The sequence below is a fragment of the Glutamicibacter sp. V16R2B1 genome, from assembly GCF_005774635.1.
GTDB lineage: Bacteria > Actinomycetota > Actinomycetes > Actinomycetales > Micrococcaceae > Glutamicibacter > Glutamicibacter creatinolyticus.
Genome location: NZ_VATX01000001.1, coordinates 80,475 through 93,184 on the forward strand (window position 1 = coordinate 80,475; position 12,710 = coordinate 93,184).

A 12,710-nucleotide genomic window follows, 5' to 3' on the forward strand; every position below is an offset into this window, starting at 1 on the left:
CCAGCGCGCCCGCATTTGGTGCCGAGGTGATATCTCTCTTTCCATATCAATCGCGCCCCACCTTAAAAGTTTCATCGCCAAGGTGACGCGACTGACAGGTGCAGCAGATGGCCCCGTCTGGGGCGCTGCACCGGATTTAGGCACAGTGGGTCGGTGAGACCGACCCGCCCTACCAGTCAGAAGGAACATTCGTGACCGAAACCACGAGCCTCACCGAAGGCGTGGACAACCAGACTTCCACCAAGAGCGCCGGACTGGCATCCCTGAAGATGGTTCAGCTGCAGCAGCTGGCCTCCCAGTTGGGCATTACCGGCGGTTCGCGCATGCGCAAGGCCGAACTTGTTGCCGCGATCAGCTCGCACCAGCGCGGCGGCGCGGTCGCCGACCGCGAAGCCAAGGAGTCGGCGAAGTCGGCCCCCGAGACCGGGACCGATGAGGCCGCGCAGCAGCTGGCAAAGGCCACCCGCGCCCGCCGCAGCACCAAGCCCGCCGCCGATGCCGAGGCCGCCGCCGAGAGCGCCGAGGCCCCGGCCGAGAAGAAGCCGGCCACCCGCCGCGGCTCCCGCCGGGTCACCGACTCGGGCAAGGTCTCCGAGACCGCCGACGCCCCGGCACAGGACACCGCGGCCCAGCCCGAGCCGCAGGGCGAGGCCAAGGCCGAGGAAGGCGAGCCGCGCAAGAAGAACACCCGCCGCGCCTCATCCAAGGCCCAGGCTCCGGCCGAGACCTCCGAAACCCCGGCCAAGGCCGAGGGCGGGGAGAAGGGCGAAACCCAGGACGCCGAGAAGGACTCGACCCAGCGCGAGGAGCGCGGCCGCGGACGCAACACCCGTTCGCGCAACCGCCGCGATGCCAGCCAGGACGCCGAGCAGGGCAGCGAGGCCAGCGACGAGGGCCAGGAGCGCGGTGAGCGCCAGGACCGTTCCGAGCGCGCGGACCGCAATGACCGCAACGACCGCAATGGCCGGGGCCGAAACCGCCGCGACCAGCAGGACTCCTCCCAGGACGATAGCTCCGAGGGCGAGGAAGGCCAGGAGCGCGGTGAGCGCCAGGACCGTTCGGAGCGCAATGAGCGCAATGAACGTAATGACCGCAATGGCCGGGGCCGCAACCGCCGCGACCAGCAGGACTCCTCCCAGGACGATAGCTCCGAGGGCGAGGAAGGCCAGGAGCGCGGTGAGCGCCAGGACCGTTCGGAGCGCAATGAACGTAATGATCGCAACGAGCGGGGCCGCAACCGCCGCGACCAGCAGGACTCCTCCCAGGACGATAGCTCCGAGGGCGAGGAAGGCCAGGAGCGCGGTGAGCGCCACGAGCGTTCGGACCGAAACGATCGCAACGACCGCGGGGACCGCAACGACCGCAATGATCGCAACGAGCGGGGCCGCAACCGCCGCGAACGCAACCGCGACCGCAATGAGCGCAACCGGGACCGCAATGAGCGCAACCAGGACCGCAACCGCCGCAACCGCCGCGGGGACAACGACGAGCCGCAGCTGAGCGAGGACGACGTCCTGCTGCCGATCGCCGGCATCCTGGACGTGCTGGAGAACTACGCGTTCGTGCGCACCTCGGGCTACCTGCCCGGCCCGAACGACGTGTACGTCACCCTGGGCCAGGTCAAGAAGTACAACCTGCGCAAGGGCGACGCGATTGTTGGCGCGATCCGCCAGCCGCGCGAGGGCGAGACCCCCAACCCGCGCCAGAAGTTCAACGCCCTGGTGCAGCTGACGTCCGTGAACGGCAAGAAGCCGGAAGACAACAAGGAGCGCGTCGAGTTCAACAAGCTCGTGCCGCTGTACCCGACCGAGCGCCTGCGCCTGGAAACCGGGGCCAAGCAGATCGGTCCGCGCGTGATCGACCTGGTCGCCCCGATCGGCAAGGGCCAGCGTGGCCTGATCGTCTCCCCGCCCAAGGCCGGCAAGACCCTGATCCTGCAGTCCATCGCGCAGGCGATCACCACCAACAACCCGGAAGTGCACCTGATGATGGTGCTCGTGGACGAACGTCCCGAGGAAGTCACCGACATGCAGCGCACGGTGAAGGGCGAGGTCATCGCCTCGACCTTCGATCGCCCGGCCGATGACCACACCACCGTGGCCGAACTGGCCATCGAGCGCGCCAAGCGCCTGGTGGAGATGGGCATGGACGTGGTCGTGCTGCTGGACTCGATGACCCGCCTGGGCCGCGCCTACAACCTGGCCGCCCCGGCCTCGGGCCGCATCCTCTCCGGTGGTGTGGACTCCGCCGCCCTCTACCCGCCCAAGCGCTTCTTCGGCGCCGCGCGCAACATCGAAAACGGCGGCTCGCTGACCATCCTGGCCACTGCCCTGGTGGAAACCGGGTCGAAGATGGATGAAGTGATCTTCGAGGAGTTCAAGGGCACCGGCAACATGGAGCTGCGCCTTTCACGCCAGCTGGCCGAGAAGCGCATCTTCCCGGCGGTGGACGTCAACGCGTCCTCCACCCGCCGCGAGGAGTCGCTGCTCTCCGGCGACGAGGTGCGCATCATGTGGCGCCTGCGCCGCATGCTGGCCGGGCTGGACACCCAGCAGGCGCTGGAGCTGCTGACCAAGAAGATCCGGGACACCGAATCCAACGCGGAGTTCCTGATGCTGGTCAACAAGACCACGCCGCAGCACAACTAGCGCGCTTTTCCCCGGTGGCGTCCAGGGCGCACGGTCAACCCGTCGCCCGGACGCCACCGGTGCTTTGCCCCTACAATCTCTTGTGAAGGCCCGCTGCCCGCCAGCGCGCCACCGATCCACGCATCGAAAGAAGTTCTGCCACCATGTTCGAATCCGTCAAGACCCTGCTGGAGGAGCACGCCGAGATCCAGGCGCAGCTGTCCGATCCCGCCGTGTACGCCGACCAGGCCCGGGCCCGCAAGCTCGGGCGCCGTTCCGCACAGCTCAATGGCATCGTGGAGGCCTACAACCGCTGGAAGCAGGCGAGCGAGGACCTGGAGGCAGCCAAGGAAATGGCCGATGAGGACCCGGACTTCGCCGCCGAGGTCGAGGAGCTGACCGCCGCGCTGCCCGAACTGGAGGAGAAGCTGCGCCGGCTGCTGATCCCGCGCGACGAAAACGACTCGCGCAACGTGATCCTTGAGGTCAAGGGCGGGGAAGGCGGGGACGAGGCGGCCCTGTTCGCCGCCGACCTGCTGCGCATGTACACCCGCTTTGCCGAGCACAAGGGCTGGAAGGTCGAAATGATCTCCTACAACGAGTCCGACCTGGGCGGCTACAAGGACGCCCAGGTGGCGATCAAGGGCAGCTCGAACGACCCGGCCGAGGGCGTGTACGCGCACCTGAAGTTCGAGGGCGGGGTGCACCGCGTGCAGCGCGTGCCGGTCACCGAATCCCAGGGCCGCATCCACACCTCCGCCGCCGGCGTGCTGGTGTTCCCGGAAGTCGATGAGCCCGAGGAAATCGACATCCACCAGAACGACCTGAAGATCGACGTGTACCGTTCCTCCGGCCCCGGCGGGCAGAGCGTGAACACCACCGACTCGGCCGTGCGCATCACCCACCTGCCCACCGGCATCGTGGTGGCCATGCAGAACGAGAAGTCCCAGATCCAGAACCGTGAGGCGGCCATGCGCGTGCTGCGCTCGCGCCTGCTGGCCCACCAGCAGGAGCAGCTGGACGCGGAGAACTCCGCCCAGCGCGCCTCCCAGGTGCGCACCATGGACCGCTCCGAGCGCATCCGCACCTACAACTTCCCGGAAAACCGGATCGCCGACCACCGCACCGGCTACAAGGCCTACAACCTGGACGCGGTCATGGACGGGGACCTGGGGCCGGTGATCGATTCGTGCATCACCATGGACGAGGAAGAGCGCCTGGCCCACCTGGGCGAGCAGTAGCCGGATGCTGTTCAGCGCCGCCCGCAACCAGGCCGAGGCGGACCTGGCGGCCGCCGCGGTGCCCAGCCCCAAGGTGGACGCCGAGCTGCTGCTGGCCCACGTGATCGGGGCCAGCCGCTCGGACGTGCAGCTGGGGGTGCTGCTGGGCCGTGAACTGCAGCCCGCGCAGCACCAGGCCTACCAGGAGCTGGTCGCCCGGCGCGCCCGGCGCATCCCGCTGCAGCACCTGACCGGCACCGCCTACTTCCGCCACCTGCAGCTGAAGGTCGGGCCCGGGGTGTTCATCCCGCGCCCGGAAACCGAGTCCGTGGTGCAGCTGGCCCTGGACTTCATCGGCGAGCAACAAGGCGCCCGCCTTGTGGATCTGTGTTCCGGTTCCGGGGCGATCGCCGCGGCGCTGGCCACCGAACTGTCCGCACCCCGGGTCTGGGCCGTGGAGCTCTCCGACCAGGCGATCGGCTACACCCGGCAGAACTGCGAACCGCTGGGCATCAGCGTGCTGCACGCGGATGCCGGAAACCTGCCGGCCGGGCTGCTCCCGGAAGGTGGCATCGACGCCGTGGTCAGCAACCCGCCCTACATCCCACCCAGCGCCGTGCCGCGCGAGCAGGAAGTGCGCGAACACGACCCGCAGATGGCCCTGTACGGGCTGGGGGAGGACGGGTTGCAGGTGCCGCGGGCGGTCAGCGCCCAGGCGCTGACGCTGCTGCGCCCGGGCGGATTGTTCGTGATGGAACACGCCGAGGTGCAGGCCGCCACCGCCGCCAGCATGCTGCGCGCCACCGGGTTCACCGAGGTCACCGGGCACCGTGACCTGAACGGACGGCCGCGCGCCACCAGTGGCGTGGCACCGGAAAAATAACCAACCATGAAAGAATGGGCACCGTGAGTTCACGATTCGACATCAGCGAGGACACGCAGCGCGAGGAGGGCCTGGCCGCCGCCCGCCAGGCCCTGCAGGCCCAGCGCTGCATCGTACTGCCCACCGACACCGTCTACGGGATCGGCGCGGACGCGTTCAGCGCCCAGGGCGTGGCGATGCTGCTGGCCGCCAAGGGGCGGGCCCGCACCATGCCGCCTCCGGTGCTGATCTCCCAGATCGGAACCATGGACGGGCTGGCCATCGACGTGCCGCCCGCCGCCCGGGCGTTGGCCGAGGCATTCTGGCCCGGCGCCCTCACCCTGATCCTCCAAGCCCAGCCGTCACTGACCTGGGACCTGGGGGAGACCAAGGGCACCGTGGGGCTGCGGGTGCCCGACGACGCGGACGCCCTGGAACTGCTGGGGCACACCGGGCCGCTGGCGGTCTCCTCCGCCAACCGCACCGGACAGCCGGCCGCCACCACCTGTGATGAGGCCGAAGCGCAGCTGGGCGCCAGCGTGGACGTGTACCTCGACGGCGGCCAGCGCGGCCTGCTCGGCGAGGCACAACCCTCCACCATTGTGGATGCCACCGGGGAGCACCTCTTCGTGGTGCGCCAGGGCGCGATTTCCCTGCAGGCGCTGCGCGAGGTGGTCCCGGAGGTCCTCGGCCTGGGTGAGAGCGCACCGAGCCAGGACGCATGAGACAGTACGTCCTGCTGATCGCCTTCAGCTTCGTCACCTCCTACCTGCTCACCCCCGTGGTGCGCAGCTTCGGGGCACGCTTCGTCTCCTCCCAGAAGCTGCGCGACCGCGACCAGCACAGCAACCCGATCGTAAAGTTCGGGGGACTGGCGATGATCGGGGCGCTGCTGGCCGGGCTCTGGGTGGCCAGCCGGCTGGAGTTCTTCGACGCAATCTTCCGCAACGATTCACCGATCATGGGCATCGTCTTCGCCCTGGTGGTGATCGTGGTGCTGGGGATCGCCGATGACCTCTACGACCTGAAGTGGTACGTGAAGTTCATCGGGCAGCTGGGGATCGGGGCGATCATCGCCCAAAGCGGGATCGTGATCAAGGCGCTGCCGGTGGGCACCTGGTCCATTGATTCCCCGGTCATGCAGTACCTGGTGACCATCGGGCTGATCGTGTTGACGATGAACGCCATCAACTTCTCCGACGGGCTGGACGGGCTCGCCGCGGGGCTGACCGCGATCGGCGCGGCGACCTTCTTCCTCTACTCCTACGTGCTGGCCACCCACGTGAGCGCCGCGGACTACGCGAACCTGGCGGCGCTGCTGTGCGCCATCCTGCTCGGGGCGTGCCTGGGCTTTTTGCCGCACAACTTCAACCCGGCGAACATCTTCATGGGGGAGACCGGGGTGCTGGCGCTGGGGCTGATCCTGTCGGTGTCCACCGTGGTGGTCACCGGCGACGTGCAGGGCCTTGAGGCCTACCGCTTCCGCAACGTGCCGGCCTACATGCCCATGGCACTGCCGCTGGTGATCATCTTCTTCCCGGCCCTGGACCTGCTGCTCTCGGTGATCCGGCGCCTGTCCAAGCGGCGCTCTCCCTTCGCCCCGGACTCGATGCACATCCACCACCGGATGCTGGCCCAGGGCCACTCGGTGCGCAAGAGCGTGCTGCTGCTCTACCTGTGGGCGCTGCTGGTGGCCGCCGGTGTGGTGCTGATCGCCTTCATCCCGCTGCAGGTGATGATCCCGCTGTTCGCCCTGCTGCTGATCGGCGCCGGGTTGCTGACCTGGTGGCCGCTGGTCTCCAAGCGTTACGCTTCGCTAACTGAAAGACTTCGTCATCGGTGACGGAGAAGCATTCTATCTCGTGTAGAATTTACTCTGGATCGTTCGCGGTCGGCCTTCGGGTCAGCGGCGAATAGACAGTTTTGCACGGCACGTTCTTCGGCGGAAGCAATCCCGCGGAAGTCCACGCTCAAGACTTTGCAAGCTAAGGACTTTGAATGCCCCAGACTCCAGGCTCCGGCCGCGTCCCGGCATCCAAGGCCCCCGACTCCATCTGGATGCCGGTGTTGGTCAGTTCCCTGGTGTATGCGCTGATCGGCACCGCGGCCTTTTTCCTGATTTCATGGCTCGTGGCCGACTGGTGGTATGCGCTCTCGGGGATGCTGGCTGCCGCGCTGGTGATCGGTTTCTTCGCCACGGGTCTGCTCGTGGCCGAGCTGGCCGGGCGGATCCGCAGGAACTGGGCCATGCCCGCATTCCTGGCGGTCTTCGCGATCAAGGTCTTCGGGTTGGCGTTCGTGCTGTTGAACCTGGGGTTGCCCGGCTGGGCCAACCGACAGGGATTCGTGCTTGCCGCGGCCATCGTTTTGGTGGCCTGGCAGGTCGGGGAAATCCGGGCCTTCTCCAAGGCCCGGATGCCGATTTACAACGAGTCCTAACGCAGTGATCAGTGGCCGCAAATGTCATTGAAAAGCTGTGAGTTTGATAGGCTGTCTTCGGGTCATTTTCGAGGTGGCCGCAGCAACTGCGGTAGCCGACAAAATTTTGCGCTTCCGGGTGACCGGGAGGCATGATCGCGTCAGCGTCGATGCGCGAGTGTTTTCGATGCCGACCTGCGTACCCGATCGATCTTTTTCTACACGGTGAGAGGCAGTTACGCCAGTCACCGCCTTTGCCCGTGACCGCTACTGCAGAGAGGACAGCGCGTTGATCGCGTTTGCGCTCCCAATGGCCTCAAATGAGGGCGGATTCGTCCCGCCAACCGTGTCCGATACCCACCTGCCAGATATTTTCCCCTGGTTTGCTGAGTACGGCACCGGTGTCGGCAAGCAGATGATCATGATCGTGCTGTCGATCATCCTCATCACCTGGTTCTTCACCGCAGCCATCAGGAATCCGAAGCTGGTTCCCGGCAAGATGCAGTACCTGGCCGAGAGCGGCTACGCTTTCGTGCGCAACGGCATCAGCCGCGACATCATCGGCGAGAAGAACTTCCGTCCCTGGACCCCGTTGCTCTTTGCAACGTTCTTCTTCATCTTGCTGAACAACCTCTTCGGCGCGATCCCGTTCCTGCAGCTCCCGTCGTTCTCACACGCCGGTTCTGCATACGCGATGGCCATCATCATCTACGGCACCTGGATCGGGGTGGGCCTGAAGAACCACGGCCTGCGCTACTTCAAGCTGGCCGTAACCCCGGCGGGGGTCCCCGGTTGGATCCTGCCGCTGATGATTCCGCTGGAGATCATTTCGAACTTCATCGTCCGTCCGCTGACGCACTCGCTGCGTCTGATGGCGACGATGTTGGCAGGACACATCATTGTGATGCTGGCTGCTTCCGGTGCCCGTTACCTGATCACCGTCCAGGAAGGCCTGGCCTACAGCGGCCTGGGCGTTGCGGTGATCCTGGGTTCGGTTGCGATGTACTTCCTTGAACTGCTGATCATGGCCCTGCAGGCATTCGTGTTCGCCCTGCTGACCGCGATCTACGTCCAGGGCGCCATCGAAGCTGACGCGCACTAGGTCATTACTTCTAGAATCAAAAACAGATTTTCCCTCGCTCCCAAGGGAATACCTCACAACCTACCGATGACCAACTCGGTATCTTGAAAGGAATAAACAAATGCACGGCTCCTTGAATATGATCGGCTACGGCCTGGCTGCTATCGGTTCGGCAATCGGCGTGGGTCTGATCTTCGCCGCCTACATCAACGGTGTGGCCCGCCAGCCGGAAGCCCAGCGCATCCTGCAGCCGATCGCCCTGCTCGGCTTCGCGCTGACTGAAGCACTGGCCATCCTGGGCCTGGTTTTCGCTTTCGTAATCGGCGCCTAGTCTTTCCGCGATTTGTAGTGGCCCTGCCACTATCGCGGGGCCCATACACAAGCGGAAACTAGTAGATAAGGAAAAGTGAGAATGAACAGCACAGACTTCATCCTCGCTGCGGGCGAAGGTGCAAACCCGCTGCTGCCCAACCCGTGGGAGATTCTCGTCACGGGTGTCGGCTTCGCGGTTCTGCTCTTCATCGTCATCAAGGTCATTGCCCCGAAGTTTGAGCAGGCCTATGAAGACCGCGTGACCGCGATCGAAGGCGGACTGGAAAAGGCCGAGGCGGCCCAGAAGGAAGCAGAGGAGACCCTGGCCCAGTACCAGGCCCAGCTTCTGGAGGCTCGCACCGAAGCCAACCGCATTCGTGAGGAAGCACGTAGCGAAGGTGCCCAGATCCTTGCCGATCTGAAGGCCAAGGCCACCGATGAGGCCACCCGCATCACCGAGCAGGCTCAGCGTCAGATCGAGGCGGAGCGCAACTCCGCCCTGACCTCGCTGCGCAGCGACGTGGGAACGCTGGCCACCGAGCTGGCAAGCAAGATTGTTGACGAAGCGCTGCAGGACGATGCCCGTTCCCAGCGCGTGGTTGACCAGTTCCTGGCCGACTTGGAAAATCAGCAGAACGCAGGTGCATCGAACTAATGGCAAGTGTATCGAGCGAGTCATTGGCAAAGGCCTTGGAGGCCTTGGAGCCCAAGCTGGCCCTGGCGACCGTTGAGCTTCCCAAGGAACTGTTTGCGGTTCTTCAGGTGCTGGATACGAATTCCGGCCTTCGCCGCGCATTGACTGATCCGGCCCGTGAAGCCGCCGACAAGGCGGGGCTGCTGGCCTCGCTGCTGCGCGGGAAGGTCTCGGCCGACGCCGAGGACACCGTCAAGCAGCTGGCTTCCACCCGCTGGAGCTCGGAACGCGACATTAGCGATGCGTTGGAAACCCTGGCGGTCACCGCGGTGGCTGCCGTGGCAGAACAGCAGGCGAACGCTGCGGGATTGGACAAGCTGCAAAAGGACCTGTTCGACTTCACCGAAGTCGTGTCGGGCAACCACCAGCTGCAGGCCGCGCTGGACGACGCCCAGGCTCCGGCCGAGGCGAAGGCCAATCTGGCCCTGAAGCTGGTTCCGGGTGCCTGCTCGGCCGCGCAGCTGCTGCTGCGCCAGGCCGTGACCGCCCCGCGCGGGATGAAGCCGGTCCGCCTGGTGGAGCGTTTCATGGAGCTGGTGGCCAAGCGCCAGCAGCGCTGGATCGCCCACATCGTCAGCTCGCGGGCCCTGACCGACGTGCAGGTCCAGCGACTGGAAGCCAGCCTGAACAAGCTGTACGGCCGTGCGCTGAAGATCAACGTCTCGGTCGATCCGACTTTGGTCGGCGGCCTGGTGATCAAGGTGGGCGACGACATCGTCGACGCCTCCGTGGCATCGCGCGTGGCCGAACTGCGCCGCGCCCTGGCAGGGTAGGGCTTCACCACCAGGTGGAGTCCTGCCGGCCAGGACCACTTCAGACTTCAAACACATTCGATCCGTTGCCCAGCCTTCGGATCACAAATTAGGAGAGCAGGGACTGCAGATGGCCGATTTGACCATCAACGCTGATGACGTCCGCAATGCCCTAAACGAGTTCGCAGCGTCCTACGAACCGGGCAAGGCAGAGCGTACCGAAGTCGGACGCGTCATTACAGCTAGCGACGGCATTGCCAAGGTGGAGGGTCTTCCCTCCGTCATGGCCAACGAGCTGCTTCGTTTCGAAGACGGCACCCTGGGCCTGGCCCAGAACCTCGACACCCGTGAAATCGGCGTGGTCGTGCTCGGTGACTTCACCGGGATCGAAGAAGGCCAGAAGGTCGAGCGCACCGGGGAGATCCTCTCGGTTCCGGTGGGCGACGCCTTCCTGGGCCGCGTGGTGGACCCGCTGGGCGAGCCGCTGGACAACCTGGGCCCGATCGCGGCCGAGGGCCGCCGCGCCCTGGAGCTGCAGGCCCCGGGCGTGACCCAGCGCAAGAGCGTTGACGAGCCGCTGCAGACCGGCATGAAGGCCATCGACGCGATGATCCCGATCGGCCGCGGCCAGCGCCAGCTGATCATTGGTGACCGCCAGACCGGCAAGACCGCCATCGCCGTGGACACCATCCTGAACCAGAAGGCCAACTGGGCCAGTGGCGATGCGACCAAGCAGGTGCGCTGCATCTACGTGGCCGTGGGTCAGAAGGCCTCGACCATCGCAGCCGTGCGCCAGACCCTGGAAGAGCAGGGCGCCCTGGAGTACACCACCATCGTGGCCTCCCCGGCCTCGGACCCGGCTGGCTTCAAGTACCTGGCACCCTACGCCGGCTCGGCCATCGGCCAGCACTGGATGTACGGTGGCAAGCACGTTCTGATCATCTTCGATGACCTGTCCAAGCAGGCCGAAGCCTACCGCGCCGTGTCGCTGCTGCTGCGCCGCCCGCCGGGACGCGAAGCCTACCCGGGCGACGTGTTCTACCTGCACTCGCGCCTGCTGGAGCGTTGCGCGAAGCTCTCCGACGAGCTCGGCGGCGGTTCGATGACCGGTCTGCCGATCATCGAGACCAAGGCCAACGACGTCTCGGCGTACATCCCGACCAACGTCATCTCGATCACCGACGGCCAGATCTTCCTGCAGTCGGACCTGTTCAACGCCAACCAGCGTCCGGCCGTCGACGTGGGCATCTCGGTGTCCCGCGTGGGTGGTGCCGCGCAGGTCAAGGCCATGAAGAAGGTCTCCGGTACCCTGAAGCTGGAACTGGCCCAGTACCGCGACATGCAGGCCTTCGCCATGTTCGCCTCGGACCTGGATGCCGCCTCCAAGCAGCAGCTGACCCGTGGTGCGCGCCTGATGGAACTGCTCAAGCAGGGCCAGTACACCCCGTACCCGGTCGCCGACCAGGTCGTGTCCATCTGGGCCGGCACCAACGGCCACCTGGACGATGTGCCGGTCGCCGATGTGCGCCGCTTCGAGCAGGAGTTCATCGACTACCTGCGTCACCGCACTGAGGTGCTGAACGTGATCGCCCAGACCGGCAAGCTGGAGGACGAGACCGTCGAGGCCATGAAGGCCGCCGTGGCGGACTTCAAGGCCGGCTTCTTCGGGGATGGCGCGGACCGCCTGGTCAACGCCGGCCACGAAGAGCACGACGCCCTGGATTCCGAGGCCGTCGACCAGGAACAGATCGTCAAGCAGAAGCGCTGACAATCTCCTTGGGTAGGTGGGGCGCCGCGCAGGCGGCGCCGCACCCCACCCAGGGGATAAGGAAAGGACACACATGGGAGCCCAGATTCGGGTCTACCGCCAGAAGATCGCATCGACCTCGTCGATGGCCAAGATCTTCAAGGCGATGGAACTGATCGCTACATCCCGCATCGGCAAGGCACGCAGCCGTGTCGCGGCCTCGCTGCCGTACGCCAATGCGATCACCCGTGCAGTTACCGCCGTCGCGTCGCAGTCCGACATCGATCACCCGCTGACCACCGAGCCGACGCAGGTGCGCCGGGCCGCGGTGCTGGTGATGACCTCGGACCGTGGACTCGCCGGGTCCTACTCCGCCAGCGTTCTGAAGCAGGCTGAGCATCTGATGGAACTCCTGCGGGAGGAAGGCAAGGAAGTCAAGACCTACCTGGTCGGGCGCAAGGCCCAGGCTTACTTCGACTTCCGCTCGCGCGAGTACGCCAAGGTATGGACCGGGGGAACTGACGCCCCGCTGTTTGACACCGCACGTGAGCTGCGCGAAGTCCTGCTTGAGGATTTCGCCAATGACTTCGAACAGGACGGCGTGGATGAGATCCACGTGGTCTACACCCAGTTCAAGTCGATGGTCACGCAGGAACCGACGGTTATCCGTCTGCTGCCGTTGGAGGTTGTCGAGGGTGACTCCGAGACTCCCGCCGACGAGTTGCTGCCGCTGTACGAATTCGAGCCGACCGCTGAGGAAGTGCTCGATGCACTGCTGCCGCGGTACATCGAATCGCGCATCTTCAACTGCCAGTTGCAAGCCGCCGCTTCCGAGCTCGCTGCCCGCCAGCGCGCCATGAAGTCCGCCGGCGACAACGCCCAGGAGCTGATCAAGAAGTACACGCGACTGCGTAACAACGCCCGTCAGGCTGAAATCACCCAGGAACTCACGGAAATTATCGGCGGCGCAGACGCGCTGAGCAGCTAAGTCCGCAAA

General features: G+C 65.7%; 12 protein-coding genes. All 12 read left to right on the forward strand.

The window, feature by feature from the left end; all coding sequences use genetic code 11:
• The first annotated feature begins 191 nt into the window (after positions 1-191).
• The 12 genes from rho to FDN03_RS00410 all read left to right on the forward strand — a co-directional run bounded on the left by rho (position 192) and on the right by FDN03_RS00410 (position 12,701).
• A complete protein-coding gene (gene rho / locus FDN03_RS00355; RefSeq protein WP_138173006.1) occupies positions 192-2,648 on the forward strand; it encodes a transcription termination factor Rho in 2,457 nt (818 codons plus the stop codon).
• 143 nt (positions 2,649-2,791) lie between these two features.
• The gene (gene prfA / locus FDN03_RS00360; RefSeq protein WP_138173008.1) at positions 2,792-3,868 is read left to right on the forward strand and encodes a peptide chain release factor 1; all 1,077 of its coding nucleotides are present in this window, start codon (positions 2,792-2,794) and stop codon (positions 3,866-3,868) included.
• 4 nt (positions 3,869-3,872) lie between these two features.
• Positions 3,873-4,730, forward strand: coding sequence for a peptide chain release factor N(5)-glutamine methyltransferase (prmC, locus tag FDN03_RS00365; protein WP_138173010.1), 858 nt, complete (start codon positions 3,873-3,875; stop codon positions 4,728-4,730).
• 14 nt (positions 4,731-4,744) lie between these two features.
• Positions 4,745-5,434 carry an L-threonylcarbamoyladenylate synthase gene (locus FDN03_RS00370; protein WP_342773590.1) on the forward strand — a complete coding sequence of 230 codons (690 nt, stop codon included), beginning with the start codon at positions 4,745-4,747 and terminating at the stop codon, positions 5,432-5,434.
• The gene (locus FDN03_RS00375; RefSeq protein ID WP_054821304.1) at positions 5,431-6,552 is read left to right on the forward strand and encodes an MraY family glycosyltransferase; all 1,122 of its coding nucleotides are present in this window, start codon (positions 5,431-5,433) and stop codon (positions 6,550-6,552) included. Before FDN03_RS00370 ends, FDN03_RS00375 begins: the two co-directional genes overlap by 4 nt.
• Positions 6,553-6,707: 155 nt before the next feature.
• On the forward strand, positions 6,708-7,148 hold the full coding sequence (locus tag FDN03_RS00380) for a hypothetical protein (RefSeq protein ID WP_138173014.1): 441 nt from the start codon (positions 6,708-6,710) through the stop codon (positions 7,146-7,148).
• Positions 7,149-7,416: 268 nt separating this feature from the next.
• A complete protein-coding gene (gene atpB / locus FDN03_RS00385; protein ID WP_054821306.1) occupies positions 7,417-8,229 on the forward strand; it encodes a F0F1 ATP synthase subunit A in 813 nt (270 codons plus the stop codon).
• Positions 8,230-8,329: 100 nt separating this feature from the next.
• The gene (locus tag FDN03_RS00390; protein WP_054821307.1) at positions 8,330-8,539 is read left to right on the forward strand and encodes an ATP synthase subunit C; all 210 of its coding nucleotides are present in this window, start codon (positions 8,330-8,332) and stop codon (positions 8,537-8,539) included.
• An 81-nt stretch (positions 8,540-8,620) separates the two neighbouring features.
• Positions 8,621-9,175: a F0F1 ATP synthase subunit B gene (locus FDN03_RS00395; RefSeq protein ID WP_138173018.1), complete on the forward strand. Its 555-nt coding sequence runs from the start codon at positions 8,621-8,623 to the stop codon at positions 9,173-9,175.
• Entirely contained in the window at positions 9,175-9,987 is an 813-nt protein-coding gene (locus tag FDN03_RS00400; RefSeq protein WP_138173020.1) for a F0F1 ATP synthase subunit delta, read from the forward strand. Before FDN03_RS00395 ends, FDN03_RS00400 begins: the two co-directional genes overlap by 1 nt.
• Before the next feature lie 109 nt (positions 9,988-10,096).
• Complete coding sequence (gene atpA / locus FDN03_RS00405; RefSeq protein ID WP_138173022.1) at positions 10,097-11,734, forward strand: F0F1 ATP synthase subunit alpha; 1,638 nt, start codon at positions 10,097-10,099, stop codon at positions 11,732-11,734.
• Positions 11,735-11,807: 73 nt separating this feature from the next.
• The gene (locus tag FDN03_RS00410) at positions 11,808-12,701 is read left to right on the forward strand and encodes a F0F1 ATP synthase subunit gamma (protein ID WP_054821356.1); all 894 of its coding nucleotides are present in this window, start codon (positions 11,808-11,810) and stop codon (positions 12,699-12,701) included.
• The last annotated feature ends 9 nt before the right edge of the window (positions 12,702-12,710 follow it).

Bases quoted from the DNA above. Each gene is read 5' to 3' on its own strand.
- FDN03_RS00395 (WP_138173018.1), top strand. From the start codon at position 8,621: ATGAACAGCACAGACTTCATCCTCGCTGCGGGCGAAGGTGCAAACCCG.
- FDN03_RS00375 (WP_054821304.1), top strand. From the start codon at position 5,431: ATGAGACAGTACGTCCTGCTGATCGCCTTCAGCTTCGTCACCTCCTAC.
- FDN03_RS00370 (WP_342773590.1), top strand. From the start codon at position 4,745: ATGGGCACCGTGAGTTCACGATTCGACATCAGCGAGGACACGCAGCGC.
- FDN03_RS00410 (WP_054821356.1), top strand. From the start codon at position 11,808: ATGGGAGCCCAGATTCGGGTCTACCGCCAGAAGATCGCATCGACCTCG.
- FDN03_RS00380 (WP_138173014.1), top strand. From the start codon at position 6,708: ATGCCCCAGACTCCAGGCTCCGGCCGCGTCCCGGCATCCAAGGCCCCC.
- FDN03_RS00390 (WP_054821307.1), top strand. From the start codon at position 8,330: ATGCACGGCTCCTTGAATATGATCGGCTACGGCCTGGCTGCTATCGGT.
- atpA (WP_138173022.1), top strand. From the start codon at position 10,097: ATGGCCGATTTGACCATCAACGCTGATGACGTCCGCAATGCCCTAAAC.
- FDN03_RS00400 (WP_138173020.1), top strand. From the start codon at position 9,175: ATGGCAAGTGTATCGAGCGAGTCATTGGCAAAGGCCTTGGAGGCCTTG.
- prmC (WP_138173010.1), top strand. From the start codon at position 3,873: ATGCTGTTCAGCGCCGCCCGCAACCAGGCCGAGGCGGACCTGGCGGCC.
- prfA (WP_138173008.1), top strand. From the start codon at position 2,792: ATGTTCGAATCCGTCAAGACCCTGCTGGAGGAGCACGCCGAGATCCAG.